Source organism: Maribacter litopenaei, assembly GCF_025244665.1.
GTDB classification, from domain to species: Bacteria; Bacteroidota; Bacteroidia; order Flavobacteriales; family Flavobacteriaceae; genus Maribacter; species Maribacter litopenaei.
Genome location: NZ_CP104205.1, coordinates 3,712,154 through 3,731,873, shown reverse-complemented (window position 1 = coordinate 3,731,873; position 19,720 = coordinate 3,712,154). Strand labels below are relative to the sequence as shown.

Annotated in this window: 16 protein-coding genes and 1 pseudogene; 1 reads left to right on the top strand and 16 read right to left on the bottom strand. The window is 41.9% G+C overall.

The annotated features are described in order from the left end of the window. Window positions 1-7: 7 nt before the first annotated feature. From NYZ99_RS20105 to NYZ99_RS20040, 16 genes are all read right to left on the bottom strand, one after another. A complete protein-coding gene (locus tag NYZ99_RS20105; protein WP_260572841.1) occupies window positions 8-3,232 on the bottom strand; it encodes a SprB repeat-containing protein in 3,225 nt (1,074 codons plus the stop codon). A gap of 18 nt (window positions 3,233-3,250) precedes the next feature. Continuing rightward, window positions 3,251-6,736, bottom strand: a complete 3,486-nt coding sequence (locus tag NYZ99_RS20100; RefSeq protein WP_260572840.1) for a hypothetical protein — start codon at window positions 6,734-6,736, stop codon at window positions 3,251-3,253. Next, window positions 6,736-7,974 carry a SprB repeat-containing protein gene (locus NYZ99_RS20095; protein ID WP_260572839.1) on the bottom strand — a complete coding sequence of 413 codons (1,239 nt, stop codon included), beginning with the start codon at window positions 7,972-7,974 and terminating at the stop codon, window positions 6,736-6,738. The genes NYZ99_RS20100 and NYZ99_RS20095 overlap by 1 nt, the downstream gene beginning before the upstream one ends. A gap of 146 nt (window positions 7,975-8,120) precedes the next feature. Continuing rightward, window positions 8,121-8,672, bottom strand: a complete 552-nt coding sequence (locus NYZ99_RS20090) for a hypothetical protein (protein ID WP_260572838.1) — start codon at window positions 8,670-8,672, stop codon at window positions 8,121-8,123. Beyond that, window positions 8,617-8,889: a hypothetical protein gene (locus NYZ99_RS20085; protein ID WP_260572837.1), complete on the bottom strand. Its 273-nt coding sequence runs from the start codon at window positions 8,887-8,889 to the stop codon at window positions 8,617-8,619. Before NYZ99_RS20085 ends, NYZ99_RS20090 begins: the two co-directional genes overlap by 56 nt. Continuing rightward, window positions 8,865-9,035: a hypothetical protein gene (locus tag NYZ99_RS20080; protein ID WP_260572836.1), complete on the bottom strand. Its 171-nt coding sequence runs from the start codon at window positions 9,033-9,035 to the stop codon at window positions 8,865-8,867. Before NYZ99_RS20080 ends, NYZ99_RS20085 begins: the two co-directional genes overlap by 25 nt. 104 nt (window positions 9,036-9,139) lie before the next feature. Beyond that, complete coding sequence (locus tag NYZ99_RS20075) at window positions 9,140-9,319, bottom strand: SprB repeat-containing protein (RefSeq protein ID WP_260572835.1); 180 nt, start codon at window positions 9,317-9,319, stop codon at window positions 9,140-9,142. 68 nt (window positions 9,320-9,387) lie between these two features. Then, window positions 9,388-9,666 carry a hypothetical protein gene (locus NYZ99_RS20070; RefSeq protein ID WP_260572834.1) on the bottom strand — a complete coding sequence of 93 codons (279 nt, stop codon included), beginning with the start codon at window positions 9,664-9,666 and terminating at the stop codon, window positions 9,388-9,390. A 126-nt stretch (window positions 9,667-9,792) separates the two neighbouring features. Next, window positions 9,793-12,198, bottom strand: coding sequence for a hypothetical protein (locus NYZ99_RS20065; RefSeq protein ID WP_260572833.1), 2,406 nt, complete (start codon window positions 12,196-12,198; stop codon window positions 9,793-9,795). Next, window positions 12,155-12,871, bottom strand: a complete 717-nt coding sequence (locus NYZ99_RS20060) for a hypothetical protein (protein WP_260572832.1) — start codon at window positions 12,869-12,871, stop codon at window positions 12,155-12,157. Before NYZ99_RS20060 ends, NYZ99_RS20065 begins: the two co-directional genes overlap by 44 nt. 513 nt (window positions 12,872-13,384) lie before the next feature. Next, window positions 13,385-14,818 carry a type IX secretion system membrane protein PorP/SprF gene (locus tag NYZ99_RS22540; RefSeq protein WP_338039168.1) on the bottom strand — a complete coding sequence of 478 codons (1,434 nt, stop codon included), beginning with the start codon at window positions 14,816-14,818 and terminating at the stop codon, window positions 13,385-13,387. Beyond that, window positions 14,800-15,057, bottom strand: a complete 258-nt coding sequence (locus NYZ99_RS23115) for a type IX secretion system membrane protein PorP/SprF (protein WP_420845151.1) — start codon at window positions 15,055-15,057, stop codon at window positions 14,800-14,802. Before NYZ99_RS23115 ends, NYZ99_RS22540 begins: the two co-directional genes overlap by 19 nt. Continuing rightward, on the bottom strand, window positions 14,954-15,475 hold the full coding sequence (locus tag NYZ99_RS22535) for a PorP/SprF family type IX secretion system membrane protein (RefSeq protein ID WP_420845150.1): 522 nt from the start codon (window positions 15,473-15,475) through the stop codon (window positions 14,954-14,956). Before NYZ99_RS22535 ends, NYZ99_RS23115 begins: the two co-directional genes overlap by 104 nt. Before the next feature lie 8 nt (window positions 15,476-15,483). Continuing rightward, entirely contained in the window at window positions 15,484-15,876 is a 393-nt protein-coding gene (locus NYZ99_RS20050) for a gliding motility-associated C-terminal domain-containing protein (RefSeq protein WP_260572831.1), read from the bottom strand. Continuing rightward, on the bottom strand, window positions 15,842-16,852 hold the full coding sequence (locus tag NYZ99_RS20045; RefSeq protein WP_260572830.1) for a hypothetical protein: 1,011 nt from the start codon (window positions 16,850-16,852) through the stop codon (window positions 15,842-15,844). Before NYZ99_RS20045 ends, NYZ99_RS20050 begins: the two co-directional genes overlap by 35 nt. Continuing rightward, the gene (locus NYZ99_RS20040; protein ID WP_260572829.1) at window positions 16,755-17,732 is read right to left on the bottom strand and encodes a hypothetical protein; all 978 of its coding nucleotides are present in this window, start codon (window positions 17,730-17,732) and stop codon (window positions 16,755-16,757) included. The genes NYZ99_RS20045 and NYZ99_RS20040 overlap by 98 nt, the downstream gene beginning before the upstream one ends. A 222-nt stretch (window positions 17,733-17,954) precedes the next feature. On the opposite strand from NYZ99_RS20040, the pseudogene NYZ99_RS20035 reads away from it, so the two are divergent. Next, window positions 17,955-19,644: pseudogene (locus NYZ99_RS20035) on the top strand (glutamine--tRNA ligase/YqeY domain fusion protein). Window positions 19,645-19,720: the final 76 nt, after the last annotated feature.

The window sequence follows — 19,720 nt, the reverse complement described above, 5'->3', positions numbered from 1 at the left end:
GCACGAATCACTTCGGCTCCCTAATCTCAACGGTATTGGTAGTTACATCACAGTTCCAACCATCCGTAACTGTAATACTGTAAATTCCAGCACCAAGATCATTAAAATCTGGGCTTAATTGAGATGCTGTAGTGGAAACAATGGTAGTTCCCGTAGCATCATATCTATTTAATTGATATTCATAAGAACCGCTTCCTCCTGCAACTATAATATTTGCAGTTACCGTAGCACCCATATCCCCATAACAAGCTAGGTCGGTAACCAAAGGCGTCGCATCGGCCTGAATAGGTATAGCTGGATCCAAGGTCTCCGAGTAAACACGTTCACAACCTTGACTATCGGTTACCGTGATGTCATAGGTTCCGGCAGCAAGTCCACTAAATACATTAGCGTACACCCCATTTGCTGAGTAGGTATCCGTTCCATTGGTCATGACAATATTATAAGGTGCATATCCGCCGTCCGGCACAACACGTATTGCTCCCATGTCATTTGTACATGTTGGCTGGGATAGTATGTCCACAGCAGCCGTTAGATCTCTATCCGGAGAAACGATCGTCACTATATTGGTGTCTTCAGAACAGAAAGGAACCTCTGTTTCGGTGATGGTCACATAATAATTGCCACCAGATAGCCCACCAACAAGTCTTGGGTTTACGGAAGTATCCGTACTTACCACTCCGCCTACTGGGTTACCTGCGGCATCGAACACTTGATAATTATAGTTACCTGTATACCCGGTTATGTTTATTTGCAATTCACCGTTAGTATCGCCAAAGCAGGTTACAGGAGTCACCGCTGTTGCAGTAGCCCTAATGAAATCATATGGTTCTACATTATAGGCCGGGGTATCATAATAACATCCCGTGTCAACATCTGTGACCCTAAACGTGTAGGACCCTGTTGTCAAAAGATCAAAAGTAGCCGTTGTAGCCGTAGAACCTGTTTGGACTGCATTGGTGTTGCCAATTGGTAATAACTCATAGGTATAATTATGGGCTAGGCCATTGTCCGAAACGGTAATGGTCACCGTTTCGTAGTTAGTACATGTAATGTCTACATCTGTTGATACGGAGGCTGTAAACCTATTTATAGGTTGGATGATAACGGTGTCTGTAGCGGCACATCCATTGTCATCCCTAACAAAGACGGTTACATTCTGAACAGCACCGTTATCTGCCACGTTAAACGTGTTTGCTGACTGGTAAGTAATACCATCCAAACTGTATAAGTATGGTCCTGTGCCCGAAAGAACCCCGGGTGTAGCTGCACCATCCTCTACGGTTACGGTAACCACAGCCGTATTGATGCTATTATCAGGAGCACAATCGAACGTAGTAGCAGTAGCAGTAATTAGCAATTCTTCCGGTTCAGTTATGGTTTCAGATTTTATGTCTTCACAACCAAGACCTGATACGACCCTCACCTGATAATCACCTGCAGGAAGATTGTCGAACAATGGATTGCTCTGTAAAGGTCTACTAGGAGCTCCAGCGCTTATTCCTATCAATTCATATTGATAATCAGGATTTCCATCCGTCGCGGGATCCAGTATTGCCCTTAAACTACCATCGCTACCTCCATTACAACTTACATTAATGATGGTTGCATCCAATAAGACCGGTGTAATTGGTGCAAACAATTCTTGTGAAATAGTTTTTTCACACACAGGGTTTGTAGTATCCAAATCCCTTACAACGAAACCATAGGTGCCAATTTCATTTAGGTTCACGAAAACCCCAGTGGATTGGGTAACTATAGCGCCGGACGGTGTGGTCATCACAAACTCAAGGTTAGTAGAGCTTCCCGTTACATTAACCGTAATTTCACCACCCGGACTTAATGTACAATCGATTGGTTTGGCAACAGTTGTTGTCAAATTCATTTCTTCGTACAACAATTCGGCTGGCGTGATAAACGAACATCCCCACTGATCTGTGATCTCTACTTCATAGCTTCCGGCTCCTAGTCCTGAGAATACAGGTGTATTTTGCGGAGAGCGGAAATTAGATCCGTTCAGAATTAGTTGGTAAGTGTAATTGGAGCCTTGACCCCCTGTTACGCCCACAACTTCTATTTCTCCTTCCAAATTGGTACAGTTCTCTTGATTAACTTGCAGACTAGCATTGATAGGTGTTGGATCGACCAATACAATATTGTTATCTATTAACCTTTCACAACCTTGAGAGTCCATAACCCATGCTTGATATGTTCCCGCGGAAAGACCTCCTAAAAATGGAGCGGCGGTATAATCAGAAGGGGCACTTGGAGCAGCGATACCAATATAGTATGTATAACCTCCCCAACCACCAGCGGTATTGGTTATTTCTATAGTACCGTCATTACCTGGAACACAAGTAATGTCAGAAGTTTCTATTCCTGCGGTAATATCGGCGTTTGGCCCTGCAATGGTAAACGCCTCCGTATTGACGCAGAATGGGTTGTTATCCTGAGAAATGGACACATAGTAGCTTCCAGCCGGTAAATTGATGTCCGCAGTTGGGCCATTCGTGGCCTCATTGCCTGTTGCTACAGAAATATCGTCGGCTGTGTTTGACAAGGTTCCATTCGTATCATAAATAGTCCAAGTAAATCCACCAGGATACGTAGCATCTACCAATTCGAAATTTACCGCGCCTGTAGCAGTTCCATAACAAACTACGTCGCTTGTTTTAGAAACATTGATCGTAATGGTATTTGGTTCCAGTAAAGTTTCCGATGCTGAGATAATACACCCTGTATCGATATGCCTAGCCAAAATGGTGTATGGGCCTGCTGCCGGACCTCCAAAAACATTGGAAGCTTGATAGGTTCCTCCATTATCGATACTATATTCAAACCTTGATGGGTCACCCAAAGTAGATACCACGCTCATTGTCAATTCTCCATCATTTCCTGGGTTACAGGTAACGGTATTGGTGATGTTGACCGAAGCAGATATCAATTCATCAAACGGAGCGATGATGGCCGTTGTGGAACCTATACATCCATTACTGTCATATACATTGATAGTATAGCTGCCTCCGGCAAAATCCGTTTCCGTATACACTGGATTTGTGCCGGACTGTACTACAACCGGAGACTCTACCGGGATGGTATTCGGATTATCCTCTTCGATAAATTCATACCTAACATAGTTTCCTGAACCACCGGTAATGCTGCCTGTATCAATTGTAATCGTTGCATTGTTTTCATTGTTTCCAACCGTACAAGCAAAGTCAACAACTGTCACATTTACATTGGCTATTATTTACGGTTCTTCAATAACTTGTGTAATGTCTGATGTACATCCATTTGCGGCTGTTGCCCTAATGGTATATGTAATACCAGGTGCCACAAGACCCTCTAAGCCTTCGAAAGTGGCCGTAGTGGCCGTACTTGAAGTAGGTGCTATTGGGAAAGAGGCACTACTTCCTGGATCGGATATAATCTCAAAAGTATATGGAGAGATTCCGCCATCTGTTGCAGATACCCTAATAGTTCCGTCATCGGCACCATTACAGGTCACGTCCGTATATGAAGCAATAGATAGAACTGGCAATACCGCCGGAGGAACCGTTACCGTGAAAATTCTATTACACTCAGGAGCAGAAGTTCCATTGTCATAAATGGTTATGGTATAGTCTTCCGGTACTGTAGTACTAAACACGTAAGGATTGCTAGGTAAAGAGGTTCTAGCGACTACACTTCCTAGGCCATTGGTAATCTCATAATCGTAATTACCTGAGCCAAAATTCACATCGATAGTAATTTCAGCATCCGGAGAGGCAGAGCAATCCAATAATTTCGTCAAGCTTACATTCGCTTCCGGAACAGGATGTATATCAATAACATCTGTATCTGTACAACCATTGCTGTCTATAATGGCCACATTATAGGAACCAGGGGCCAAATTGTTAAATACACCCCCATTATCCACATAGGTAGTCCCCCCATCAATAGAGTACAATATTTGAGCCGCCGTACTGCTCGCGTTTATGGTCAATGAGGTTGGAGACGCACAATTGTCTACAACCATAGAATCAATAGTTGGATTTGGAGATAGATCAGGAACAATTGTTCCTAAATCCGTTGAACACCCATATTGATCCGTAATAACCACATTATAGGGGCCTGCGACAGAATTCACGGGAATCTCTACTGGGTTATCCGGAGTGCCTGTAATCGTCACGAAAGGAGCTGGATCGGTCACGGTATACGTGTATTGTCCACCCCCGCCTTGGATATTTTCAATGGCAATAAGGCCTGGAGCATTACAAGATATGTCGCTCAGTTTGTTCAATGTAGCAGTTATAGGATCTAGCTCATCAATTATCAAGTTTTCACTTCCTGAGATACAATTGTCTACTCCACCGGCAGTAACTTCGGTAACTACGATGTAGTATTCACCCGGAGCGATACCACTTACAATAATTGTATTGTTAAAAGGAACATTTCCTCCACTAGATTGAATCAAAGCACCTGTAATATCATAGAATTCCCAATGCATATTAGGCTCTATATTACCATCAGTGTCCGTAATCGTATATGTAATGGTACCATCATTTGCCCCTGAACAAGTTGGCTCATAAGTAGCATCGATTTCTAATGGATTTGTGGTGATGTCATTAACATTTACATTACTCTGCCTGATACACCCACTTGCATCCCTAACGTAGAATACATAGGTTCTACCGGGAATCAAACCCGTCCATTGATACATCCCGTGTCCAGCAGTTACAGGTGTTCCCATATTATCTACCGAGCCCCCAGGATTCCAAGTTGTAGTGGCTGGGTTAAAATTAGCCGGATCGTCCGTAAAGGCATATTCGTAAGGAGCTACACCTTCAGTTCCCTGAACGGTAACCTGTAACTCGTTACAATTGACTACTACTGTAGTAACCGTTATATCCAAATCATCCAGCGGATATGGTATGGTATATCTAGGAAGATCTATCTGACAAATAGTATTTCCTAGGCCGTCCACTGTCCTCATCGAAGGATAGACATTTTCACCTGAAAGATAGCCCGTGATAATATCAGAGGTTCCGGGAACACTATTGTCCGCAACCCAAGTAGCTCCGCCATCGGCACTAAACTCGATAGTTCCTAAAGTAGTAGGGTAATTTATAAACTGGAAACCATAATCATTTGGGTCAATACTTGAACAAGCAGATGGCAATATCGCTGTAATATCCGCAGTCAACTCATCTGGATTGTTAATGGTAATTGGCGTCTGTGTAACTATACAACCGTTAGCATCGGTAACATTGATCGTATAGTTCCCCGGAGCCAAATTATAGAAAGTAGTCGTTGGGTTTAAAATGTTGTTTAATGTTCTGTTTGATGCCCCACCATTGTCCAAATCGATAATTTCAAGAGTATATGGGTTATCACCGGAGGTAACGTTTACCTCGATTGTTCCAACACCATCGTGACATAAAGGGTCTGTTGGCGTTGCCGTAAATGCGAGTGGAACAGCCGGATTTACAGTTACCGTTTCCATATACTCGCAGAACGGGGTTCCGCCAGCATTGTCCCTTACATAGACGTCATATGTACCAGCATCAACTGCTGTTACCGTGAAGGTATTTGAAGGGCCAAATAAACCTGTAGGGCTCGTAGTTGTAGGTATAAATGCATATGCATAATTACCATCTCCACCAGTGGCCGTTACTGATATACTTCCGTCAGCACAACTACTAACATGCGTAACCTCCACAACCGCCGTTAGCAATGGATCCAATGTAACACTCTGTTGTGCTGCTGTACATCCATAAGAGTCCCTTACATCAACAGTATAGGTTCCGTTTCCTAAATTGCCAAAAGTATAGGTGGTAGCCGTATTTGGCGAAGGTGTTAACCAAGGATCACCATTAATGCTAAACTGGTACAATCCATTTCCATCGGTTACATCTACTTGGATGCTCCCATCATTGTTTCCGGTATAACAGGCCGTTGGTGTCACCGTAAATGCGGGTGTAACAGGAGCAACTACCGTTATGGGTACGTCTATAGTGTCTATACAACCATTCGTATCCCTAGCCCTAACAATATAATCACCTGCAGCAACTCCGGTAAATGTAGCGCTACTCTGATAGGCAGTAATGATACCGCCCAAATCATCCTCTAACTGGTATTCATAGGTTGGTGTTCCACCGGTCGCACTTGCTGTAATCGTAGCACCTGTATTGGTACATAAAAATTGTTCGGTAATACTTGCTGAAGCTACAACAGGGGTAGGTTCGTTGATGGATTGATTTAAAGTAACCGTACAACCTGCAATTGGGTTATCCACATCCCTTACATAAACAGTATAATTTCCTGCCGAAAGACCGGAAATAGTCTGTGGGGATGTTGTGGAGCTTCCCAATATAGTTGTAAAGTTATCCAAGCTATACTCAAAACCTCCGGCTCCAAAGTTATCCACATCAAAGGTTATAGTTCCTGTACTATCACCATTACAAAGGGCATCGGTAGCGTTTACAACAGAAGCTTCAAACGCATTTCCATCCTGTACGGTAACATCAATGGTTACAGTTTGAGAACATTGTTCTCGTAGCTGATAGGCCTCAATGTCGTCAATAGCAATGTCATTTCCGTTGACTACCGCGGAATTGATCCTAATTACGATATCCAAATTTGTGTTCGCTCCAGGATTCAGGGTTACGGAATAGTTATGCCAGTCATTGGCATTATTATTTTTTGGCACATTGCCCGTTGCTGTACTTGCGATAATATTGCCTATACCATCCACTAATTGGATTTCGATGGTCGGGTCACCGCCGAAGTTCCAGATCTTAATAAATTAAATGCCCATAGGGAAACAGAGATATCCCGATTTGGTATCACTTCAATCCCTCTTTTGGCGTAAATAATACCTCCAACACCCGCTACTCCACCTACGTTAATGGCCGGAAATCTTCCATTTATGTCTCCTGAGTGGTCATTGGGACTTAACCAAGTTCCAAAGGGTGATGATATAACTTGGGTAACCGAGTATTCTCCATCATTAATACGATTTGGAACTCCTGGGTCACAAGCTCTCACTGTTCCATCTTGAGGCTCATAACAATAGGCAGGATCTATTTGGGTGATACTAGTATTTACACCTGTCCCAAAGCTTTCCAATAATAATGTACTTGGTGTTGGAGCAGCATTGCTTATGTAATCTACAGAAATGGTATGTGTTCCTATAGGTACATTGGTGAATACATTAGAGTCTGCTGGAGTATTTGGCGTTCCATTAATACTATATGTGTAATCTAAACTGGCATCATCTGGACTTATCGTCACAATTCCTGTTCCGTCACAAGAATAATCAACCGTTGGGGTCAACGTAACGTTTGGAGGTGTTGGAGCCTGCTCAATAGTAACGGTCATTGGATAGGTACAGCCGTTCGCATCTTGTATATAAAGCGTATGGGTTCCTGCCAATAAATATCCTATGGCATTTGCACCGTAGGTCAATCCTCCATCAAAGCTATAGGTATAGGGTGCTGTACCTCCCTGTGCGTTGGTAATTCTGACCTCTGCACCATCGCTTGGGTTACACTCAACCAACTGGGTAACAGCGGCAGAGGCAGACAATGTGAACGGCTCTGTTATTGAGTAAGTTTGATTTGCTTCACAATTATTGGCATCTCTTACCCTAATATTATAATTACCTGCACCAAGATTATTGAATGTATTGGATATTTGATAGGTAGTTCCATTATCAATACTGTAAGTATAAGGGGCTTCCCCGCCACTCGCGGTAATGGTAATCGTTGCTTGGTTGTCGCCACTACAAAGAATGGGAGTGTTGGATACAGAAATGCCCATTGGAGTATCCTGTAGAACAGTAATATCAAAACTAGCTTCACAATATCCGGCATTCCCATTGTTATCCCTAACATACACATCATAATCACCTGGTGAGCTGATTGTTACAGGGTTTGTAATTGCGAAATCACCTGAAGTAGGAGTTACGCCATCGGCAACGACGGCATACACATAATTTCCGTCACCACCAGCAGCTGTTATGTCTATATCTGTATCCGTAGCACAAGCTGAAATGTTTGCCGCACTGGCAATAACGCTTAATTCCGGGTCAATAGTTATTGTTTGGGTATCCGTACAGCTATTTCCATCTCTAACGTTTATGGTATAGGTTCCTGGGGCAAGACCTGTAAATGTATTGGAAGTACTGTAGGATCCACCATTGATATTATATTCAAAATTGCCGTCCCCGCCGAAGTAACGTTAGCAGTAATAGTCAAACCTACCGCATCGTCATAACAAATATTGTTGGGCGTTAAGGCAAGTACTGGAGCAGTTGCGGGACTTAAATCAAATGTAAAGGGGACAACGCAATTATTAGCGTCCGTTGCAGTACCTGTATAGGTGCCTCCCTGTGTAAGACCGGTAAATGAACCATTAGTATTGGTGCCAAATACAGAGGTGTCCGGATTCACCAACGTGTATACATAACTTCCCCATCCACCCATGGCAGAAACGATTACGCTTCCATCATTCAAACAGGTTGGCTGGGTAACATTGGGAGCCGCTACTGTTAAAGCTGAAGGCGGACCTTCTAACGTATATGTTGTACTGTAATTACAATTGGTGTCCGTATCTACAATGTCCAAGGTATAATCACCAGCACCTAAGTTTGGTAGGCTTATGCTTGCCTGTACCCCACCCGTTGCCACGGTGCCGGAATGAATCGGTTACGGTATAGGTGAAATTTTGTCCAACTTGGTAATTAACGTTGAACTGTACCGTACCATCCGTAGCCCCAAAACAAGTAACAGGAACTATGGTAGAACCACTCATGGTTATAGGAACAATGGGCATTATGGTGTAGTTCTCTTCATAAAAACATCCGTCTACATCTGTTACCCTTACCGTGTAGGTATCAGGTGCCAACCCATTAAAATCTGCCGTATTGCCGAAGTAGTGTCCGCACTTATAGAGGAAGGTGCTACTATTTCAAAAACGAATGGAGCGGTTCCGTCCACAGCCGTTACCTGGAGGTCTACGGTCTGAGCCGGACAGGTAATCTGCGTGGCCACAAAGGTCAGGTCTGTTGGTGTGTCCGTTGGATTTATAACGATAGGATCCGTTAGCGTTGTACAATTGGCCGCATCCCTAACCGTAATGGTATATGTGCCGGGGGTTAAATTTTCGAACCTGTGTGCATTTGGGGTCGAATCGGAATGAAGTTTACCCCATCGATACTATAACTATATGGGGCGGTTCCTCCTGAAACATTTTGCGCCTCAATAATACCGTCTTGTAAACATGAATAATCCTGTATTAGTGCCGATTCGGCATACAAGGCACTTGTAGGGACCATTTACTGTATGGTAATATGGATAGTTACAATCAGCACTGCCTTTGCGCATATTGACCACAATAGTGTAGTCATCTCGGCATTAAGTTTCCAAAATAACCGGAAGCATTTGCGGCAATAGCATCATTTATATTAAAATTGTCATTAATGACATCTATTTGAGGAATATCGAAATCGAATAAATAATAGGTTAGCTGATACCCGTTGTCGTCCAAAAGATTCATTTGAATAGACCCTGAAGGGTCACCAAAGCAGGCTTGATCTTCAATGGTAGCGCCGGAAAACTCAGCTGCCGGCCTAAATTCGATGGGTACCGTATTGGAAAACGCAAAACAATTATTGCGATGCACAACAACAAATGTATAATTACCAGGATTGTAGATATCAAAGATTTGACTGGACTGGAATTCGGTCGCCGGTATATCCTGAGGTGTTGGGTATGAAGTAACTACAGTACCTGTTTCATCTTCATAGGATCAAATTGCGTATCTATGGGGAGTTTGGCCCCCGGAGGAACTCATTAGAATATTACCTTCCCTACAGGTGATATGTTGAGACACCCTTGCCTCTATTTCTAGGTTATTCGTGTCTACTAATGTTACCTGTTCAGTAAAGCTGCAGCCATCCGCAGTTCTTGCTATGACGATATAATCTCCGGGGTTTAATCCCTGAAAAGTGTAGTCATTACTGGTTTGTGCTGTTTCGTCATCGATCAAAGTCCCTTGTCCGCCATTGGAACCATCGTCCGGACGAAGTTCATATTCATAATTGGGTTCGGCATTATTTATTTGAATGTTGATGCTTCCCAATGAGATACAGTTGGGATCCATATGGGATACATCAAAAGTTACATCCCTATCCAAAACCCCAATAACCGGAGTTCTAAAAATACAAGCATTGTTAATAGGATCCCCATTAAGATCCAACTGTGTAACTTCTACTACATAACTGCCATTTTCTCCTGCATTAAAATCAAAACTAGGCCCATTATTGGCACTAAAAGGAATTACTACAGTATCATTGTCGTCATTTACCAATTGATACCCATAACCGTTCCCCAAATTTGTAATCGTGATATTTCCTGGATTGGCGCAAATAATATCTTCCTTTGTGTATTGGATGTCCAGGTTGTTTCTGAAAACATTGAAGTAGAAACGGCTCGTACAGCCATTTTGATAGGTGACAGATAAGCGGAACTGACCTTCGGTATTTGCCGTATAATTATTTCCTGAAGCCACTTGATTCCAAGTACACGTCAATGCCCTATTAGCACAATCATCCCCGGAAGGGGTACAACTACCTTCGTCCAACTGTTCCCAAACAATGGATTGTGCGTCAATGATGTTGACCTGTAAATCTTTAGTGTCAGCAGCTCCACACAAAAATAATTTAGGTAGGAGGGCATTGTCCACACTACATTGCACTATTTCACCTGGAATATCATTGTATGGATCTGTATCGTTATTTACAGCATCCATGAGCTCAATGATTGGGTTTGGAATTAACCCGGCACCATAAGGAGTTACCGTAATAATCTCCTTAAATCCCTTACAGGGATCTGCGACAATCTTATCAACAATATAAGTGCCAACCTGAGTAACAACGATGGTGCTTGGGTCATTATCCGGGTCGCCATCGGTAATAACCGTATCGGTCGCGTCAAATTGATTGTTTCCGTTATCGTCCCTTACCCATATATATTCGTCAAAGCCATCACCAGCATTCAATATTGCCGAACTTCCACATAGTTCTACTGTACGTTCAAAATTACAGTCGGAAAGGTCATCCAATAGGAAGTTCGTAGCCCCAGGAACCACAAAGCCACAAGCATTAAAGTCGGTAACACTGGGGTCATCTGTAACCATAGCGGTATTTTCAACTCCTTGATATGAAGAGTAGGCCAAATTCTGAATCAAATCCGAACAGGCATCTATAAAATCGAAACAATTTTCTGCAACTTGAACCCGCATACGAATAGAATATTCAGATCCATCCTCTTCTACCAGATTATTCGGGATCGAAAAAATAACTTCCCTTGAAGCTGGCGTATATACATAAGTTACCCCTGGAGGTAACGAAAAATCAGATGGAATAAAGTCTGTTCTGCCGTCAGGCGGAGAAACATTTACTGGTAGGACATCTCGAATGGTATAATTGTCCGCATCATCATTTCCAATATTTTGAAAGGATAAAACGTAATCCAATACTTGACCTAAATTTACTCCCTGTCCAGTAATATCTACCCCTCCAGGTGTGTTTACGCGTTTCTCCAATACAATATTCGGTGCAATGATTTCTATATCGAAGGAAGTAAAGAAGATATCGTATTTATCCTGTGTAGAACTTGCCCTTAGTACGGCACTAGTAGCATCATTAGGAATTACATTATTAAACTGGTTATTGATTTCAAATAAATCTACATCCCAACCCAGTGTATTTACGCTATTTGGTGTTCTATCGGTTACAAGAACATCATTTACGGTAATGTTAGAATTGAAGAAGTTGGTTGCTGGATTTACAGAATTAGATAAAGGAGTAAAAACTCCTCCCCCAAAGGCATCTATGGCAAGGCCATCCCCGGAAATTCTGTTATCCCCTTCAAGAGCAGCCACTCCAATCTTTGCGTTTACTGGGAATGGAGCTGGTAAACTTGTAAATCCACTTACTGGAATATCAACTGTTTGACCGGATGCTATACCTGCATACCCATCAAAGGTTGTGATGTATCTACTGCCTGGAAGGTTGGGGTTTTCGTATACCACAACCAATTTCCATCCCCCTGAAATGCCCCCTTGGATATTACTTCCTGAGCTTGCCCTAATATTTGCCACGGTATATTCACCATTTGGGTCTCGGTAACGCAGTAAGAATGTTCGTAACATCCCTATAGGCAGCGTATGGGCTATAATAACCAAAGTCTGCATCGCCATCACCATCGAACAAAATTTCGTCGGCAGTAATATCTTGATACGTACCACCTGGTACCCTAAACCTAATATTTTCAATATTGCTTCTATCTGAATTAACATAGACTGCGGACCAATATAGGCCGGCATATCTAATTAAGGTACAAGAAGGATCCGGAACCGTTAGTATTGCACTGCTAGAACTAAACGTACTTGGATCGCTATCTACATCAATATATTGCATGTCCAGGTTATCATTATACTCAGATGAGCTACCCGTCAAATTATAAGGGTCATTTGGAGATGCGGCCGGAATCGTAACAGTTACCCTTCTCCACCTTCCGTTAATGAACTGCCATTCCCGTCTTGTTTCTTCTTGAGTCTGTCTGTTAACAATATTGTTTCCTGCAAAAGTTAGTTCGCCTCTTATGTCTGCCGAATATCTAACCTCAAAATCATTTTTTACCTGTGCAAATGTTGTAAAGATTCCTAGTGCTAAAAAAATGACAGATAGGGAAAGCTTCAAGAAAGATGCTTTCATTTTAAATTTTGGTTTGGTCAATCTAAAAAGAGTAGTCAGTTTGATCATAGTACTTTGTTCTTCTCGGTCTTCCGAAATGATTTTTGATCCTAACACCACGGAATACACCAATAACAAAGATTGTCCATACTAAGAAGGTGTGGAATTTAATGTTGTAGTCTGATGGCTATATGTTGTGAAAAGAGGTTTGTTGATGGTTAGAAGAATACAAATCCTCCATTTTTCGCAATTTCCCTAATTTTGGATACTTGTTAAAAAGGCTAAAAATATCAGTGAAATCCAAGTGTTTTACAGGAATGGCAAAGATTGATCAATTTCGAAAAAACATCATTTTTGGATTTGGCTAAAGATGTTTTTTAGTAAAAATATCAGACTATAAAAAATGAATTAATATGATTGCCAACGGTTCTTTGTTAACTTAAAAACGCAAAAAAGGACTAAAGAAAACAGTATCCCCTTGGTCATTTTTTAGTTCTTTTTAGGGCTTTATGCCATTTGTCCTGGTGATACCCTCATAATCCACATTTTTTCATCGTAGGCATCATTTATCTTGGAGTAATAAGAAATTAATGCGTTTGTCCAAGAATCATGTCTTTTTAGGTATACGTATCTCCAATTATTTTACGGGTTGATGAAATAACTGGCACTAAGACCATAGGAGTTTAATAGGGCCACAAATCTATTGGCATTTTTAGGGTTTGCAAATACGTTTGCAATAATATAATATCCGGACCCAATACCATCAATCTCGTAATTTTTGGGTTCCGTATTATTAGAAGCCACTTTATCCTGCTCCACTACATTTTTTTGAAGTACGTCCGTATCATATTTCGAGGATTTTTCCCTTAGCTTATTTACATTGTTTACATAGGCCTCATTGGAATATCTGTTCTCCACGTTCATTATCCATGTGTTGCCTTCATATGCTCCGTTAAAATTAGTGTCATGAGCAGCTACGGCTTCTTCCCAAGAATCGTATCGTTCAAGGTATACATATTTTAAGCCGTTGTTGGGATTGTCAATGTAATTGGCATTAATTCCCCTAGATTCCAAGGTATTCAAAAACTTATCTAGGTATTGACCGCCCTTGTATACATTGGCCACTACATAGTAGCCATCGGTAACATTTGGCAGGTCATTGAATTTTCTACTTTTTACCCTGTCCTGAACCACAGGTTTCTCCTGCTCTTGTTTTACAGAGTTTCTTTTAGGTGGATTATAGGCAAGAACGTCTCTCTTGGCATCTTCCTTAATAATGCTTTTCTCAGCGTTATTCTCAGCTGAAGCTACATTATTTGAAATCGCATCCGGAGCAACAGTTATGCTTTCTTTTGGAGATGACTCAGGAACATTGGTTTCATTGATATTCCTAGATGGTTTAGTGTTGGTTACCAATGCATCCTTTTGGATATTATTCTGATTGGTATTTGGGTTATCTTGAACCCTTTCATTTTCCGTATTCCTGGCCGATGCCAATTTCATATCAGAATCATCTCCCTTAAAAATTTCCTCAGCTCTTTTCTCCAAATCTGGTCGTTGCCCATCGGTCTCGTTCCGGATCATTCGCATAACCATATTGAACCTACGCTCTAAATCCGCCTGTCTGTTAGATTCCAGTGAATCCTGACGAAACATTAACTCTTCTATAATAGCATCGTTTTCGGCCAACTTTCTTTTCAGCTCCTCAATTTCCTCATTGGTAGCGATATTCTCCGGTTCGATATTATTCTCCACCAAGTCATCAAAATTGTCATCCTCAAGCATTACCCTATCTTCAGTTAGGTTTGGCGTAAAGGAATAGGCGAATGATATTTCATGTGTAAGACCAAAGTTATCGAAGTTGTTAGTTAGCCCTTTCTCCATTGTATAGCCTAGCGAAATCCTTTGGTTCAGGTTAAAGCCCACCCCCGCAGCGGCACCATAAAAACTGTCATACCCTCCTTGAATCCATCCTATTTTGGGAAGATCTAAAATTAGACTTCCACCCAAGGTCAGGTTATCATCCTCACCATCCATTCGTACCCTAGCCAAAGGCATCAAACGTCCTGCTTCCAAAATCCCGAGGTATTTTTAAACTGATGGGTATATTGTAGGTGTCCGGAGTATGTTTTATTACTGAAATCCGTTAGCGATTCACTGGTCTTTAAATTATAGTCAAAAAGGTTTTCAGCGAAAGCACCAATGTCGAAATTACCATAAGAAAGGTTGAAACCAGGTTGAAACGATAATAGGTTCTCGGTCTTGGAATCCGGCCAAGAAAGGATCTTGTTCCACAGTAGTGGCCCTTCCTTCATCAAAACCGCTATTGTAATAGGATAAATTAGCTCCAAAAGTAAAATTACTTTTTTCGCTCAATTTTACTCCATAGGCATAATTTGCCAAGACTCCATAATTACTTAATGCCCCTAAACGCTGGGTATACAAACTTAATCCCAACCCCGTACGGTCACTAATTCTACCACTATAACTTAAGAAATAATTCTGGTTATTGTCATCAAATTGTACCGCTTGGTTTCTGTGCAGAAGGTTAATGTACGATTTGTCCTCCCTAACCGTTGAAAAGGTAGGGTTGATTAAAAACCGATTATATTTTAACAAGTTTTGGGAAGGTACCTCGTACCCAAAATAAGGATTGTCTTCCTGCGCTTGGGTCTTTGTAAACCCAAGGGCAAGAAGTACAAATAAAAGCAGTATACGTTTTTTAGGTAGCATGTTTGGTTTTAGCGTATTACGGTAATCGTGCCTTGTTTCAGCACCTCGTTGGCGTTCCGTATCTTGTAATAGAACACCATGTTCTGCTTGGTAAAAGCAGTTGAGGTCTGTGGCCAATTGTTTTTATATTCAAATTCATTAAGCACTTCTTCTCCTTGCCCATTGTAAATAATTACGTTTACGTCGGCCCTGTTGGAATATGAATTAGGAATTACCCATTGATCGTTTATTCCATCGCCATTCACCGTAATTACATTGGGAACCTTGAACGTATCCAATATGGATACCTCAAATTGTTTTACAATATCACAATTGTCTATACTTGCAATAAGTGTATACGTTCCAGGCTCCGTAATGGAGGCATTGTCAGAGGTGCTTATTTCGGTATTGTTTCCATCCATCCATCGGTATGCCGTTCCTCCGAGAGGCAGTTACAGTTCTTGTAGTCCCCTCCGGGATTACCAAGTTTCCGGACGGCTCCAAAGTAATAAGGTTTTCATCCAAGGGGGAAATTGTAATTTCATTGGAAATTAATTGACACCCATCCCTATCCAAGACCAAGCGGTATGTTCCGGTTGAAGTTACATTCAAGACCGTATCCGTGGTGCTTACGGAGGTACCATCCATTTGCCATTCATACGATTCCGAGGCCAAATCCAAGGACGAACTTAGTGTTACAACATCGCTTGAACTACAATAAACAGTACTTGTACTATTTATAGTAACTGTATCACTGGTCAATAATTGTACGGCCAAGGTGTTGGAAGTTTCATTATAGGAATCAATGGTCGCATTTACCCTATAGTTTCCATTTTCCAAGTTAGAAGCCAAGCTAATGGATTTGCCTGTCTGACCAGGTACGTCAGTTCCATCCTTTTGCCACTGATAGGCAAAGGCATCCACAAGACTCGCAGTAACATCCGTTTTAGTACCACCAGATGCCACCGCATTTATGGTAACGACTTCAAGTACTGTGCTGGTAGAAACGCAAGAAGTATAATTATCTGCATAATCAAGTATTATTTCAAACGAAGCTGGGGTAACCACCACCGTTGTTTCCGAGTTTTTACTTGTACTGCCACAGGTTCCTCCGGTTTCGGTTACTTGTGCATAATAGTTGCCTGCTTCGGTAATGTTAAATGTGCTACTGGTTTCTCCTGTAACCTCAACGCCATTTTTAAACCATTTATAGGTAGGCGAACTTGCATCCGTTGTGACGGACAACGTTTGTGGTTGCGTTGGAAGTACGACTACATTTGCGGGATTGACCCTAGTAACGCTATAGGAACCAGGATTGTTCATGGTTACTGTTGCAGACCGCTCGGTACAAATACCTGTGCCGAGATATTTCAACGGCGTAATCCCCTTCGAATCCAACAACTCCACCATTGACAGTATATGTAGTTCCAACCGCACCGGAAATAGCCACGTCGTTTTTATACCACTGATAACTCCAAGATGGGTCTGTTTGGTCAATGGACAATGTTTCTGTATCCGTACTACACAAAATGGTTTTACTCGGAGTATTAATAGCGATTCCTGCACCTGTTCCGCCTATTGTCACATCCACTATATTTGAATCTGTGTTTCCGTAACCTGTACAATTAGATCCATAATCCACATAGGCATTATACATACCACTCCGGGTCACGTTCAAGGTGTGGCCCGTCTCTCCGGTCAAAAGGGTTCCGCTCCTATACCAAATATACTGATAGGTTTCCGGGTTGGGAATATTATCAACTTGCAGCGTAATGGGGCCAGTGGCACAAACACTTCCTGGAGGCACACCATCGCCTAGTTCGCTTATGTTCAAGTTGCTGGTAATGTCCATGTAATACATATTGTATCCAGGTGATGCAGTACCAATCTTCACAGGATCTGTACTTCTTACCCTCATCTTGTAGCCAAGGCCTCTTGTGTCGCTGGGAATTGCAAAACTAACGTCAAAGTCGTTAGTTGAATTCTTATCTGTAATTGTGGCGAGCGTCGTTGGAGACGAAAAACTACCACTGGCATCTGAAAGTTCAAGAATAAACTGGTTTCCGGCATTTGCCGTACCTGCCCAAGTAATATTTACGAAATACTCGTTAAAACCGCCATTACCGGCGCAAATATATCCCCAAACCGAGTTTCCTGCCAAATTTGGATTATCCGCAGGTTCCGGGGCATTGATAACAATTGCCTGTGCGGAGAGCTGTAGGATGCCCATGAATACAATGATTGCGGTCAAGTAGTAAGATTTGTAATTTTTTTTCATAGTGATGTGTAGTTTTGTGCCCCAAATGATAGTGATGTTGTAGGTCGTTCACCTTAAACCTTTGGTACTCAAAACAAATATGACTCTAATAACGCGCGTAGGGAATTTATTGTTGTGGCAAAGATTAAAATTGTTGTGAAATGCATTTTATACAGGGTGAGCCTATTTTAATCTTAGGTTTTTCGGCAATTTTGCTACTTTTGTAGCTTGAAAAATCATACCATGAGCGAGACATCCAAGTCTTTAAATTTTATTGAACAAATCATAGAGGAAGATCTTGAAAACAGTTACTCCAAGAGCGATTTACGGTTTCGGTTTCCTCCGGAGCCAAATGGCTACCTACATATTGGCCATGCAAGCTCCATTTGTCTGAATTTTGGTTTAGGTCTTCGGTACGAAGCGCCTGTAAACTTGAGGTTTGACGATACTAATCCGGCAAAAGAGGAGCAAGAATTTGTGGATGCCATCAAAAAAGATGTTTCTTGGTTAGGTTTTCGATGGGATACCGAAAGGTATGCTTCGGATTATTTTCAGCAGTTATACGATTGGGCAGTGCAGCTTATAAAAGACGGTAAGGCCTATGTGGATAGTCAGTCTTCTGAAGAAATGGCGCTTCAAAAAGGTACCCCGACAGAACCAGGAACAAATAGCCCATTTAGAAATAGAAGCGTTGAAGAAAATCTTGCGCTTTTCGAAGAGATGAAAAAGGGTGTGCACAAAGAAGGCTCACACGTTCTTAGGGCCAAAATAGATATGGCCGCGACCAATATGCTTATGAGGGACCCCATAATGTATAGGGTACTACACCGAGCACATCATAGAACAAATACCGATTGGTGTATATATCCAATGTATGATTGGACACATGGCGAAAGTGACTACATAGAGCAGGTATCCCATTCTCTTTGTACTCTGGAGTTTCTGCCCCACAGGGAGCTGTATGATTGGTTTTTGGATCAAGTATATGATCCGAAAAAGTTAAGGCCCAAGCAGCGGGAATTTGCGCGTAGAAATTTAAGCCACACTGTGGTAAGTAAGCGAAAATTGGCGCAACTGGTAGCGGAAAAGGTGGTGACCGGTTGGGACGACCCTCGAATGCCAACCATCTCTCGGTATGCGAAGAAGGGGCTACACTCCGGAATCCATTAGGAATTTTGCCGACACCATCGGAATCGCCAAAAGGGACAACTTAATAGACGTTTCATTATTGGAATTTCACGTTCGCGAAAACTTGAATAAAACCACTCCAAGGGTTATGGGCGTTCTGAATCCTCTAAAAGTTGTCATTACCAACTATCCCGAGGGACAAGAAGAATGGCTAGAGGCAGAAAATAGTCCTGAGGACGAATCCTTAGGATTTAGGCAAGTTCCTTTCTCGAAGGAATTCTATATTGAAAAGGACGATTTCAAAGAGGAGGCCAACAAAAAATTCTTTCGCCTAAAATTAGGTGGAGAGGTACGGTTAAAAAACGCTTACATTATTAAGGCTGAGAGCTGTACAAAAGATACTGATGGGAATATTGTTGAGGTGCAATGCACCTATGACCCTAAAAGTAAGAGTGGAAGTGGTACACCTGAAAGTTTGAGAAGAGTTAAAGGAACGCTGCATTGGGTTTCCGTACCCCACGCGATTCCAGCAGAAATCCGTCTATATGATCGTTTATTCACCCACGAGAGTCCGGACACACAAAAAGACAAGGATTTTATGGAGTTTATAAACCCAAGCTCTTTGGAAATCATTACAGGATATGTGGAGCCAAGTTTAAAGGAGGCGGTACCTGGAGAACGTTTTCAATTTCAGCGTATGGGATATTTTTGTGTGGACAAGGAGTCTTCCAAAGAAACCCTCATTTTTAATAGAACGGTAGGGCTTCGTGATTCTTGGGCCAAGATTCAGCAAAAAAATGATTAAAACCAAAAGGTATATTAATGTTGAATATTGATTATTATCTGTTTATAAATCAAAAGGCGCGATAGTTCAATATCGC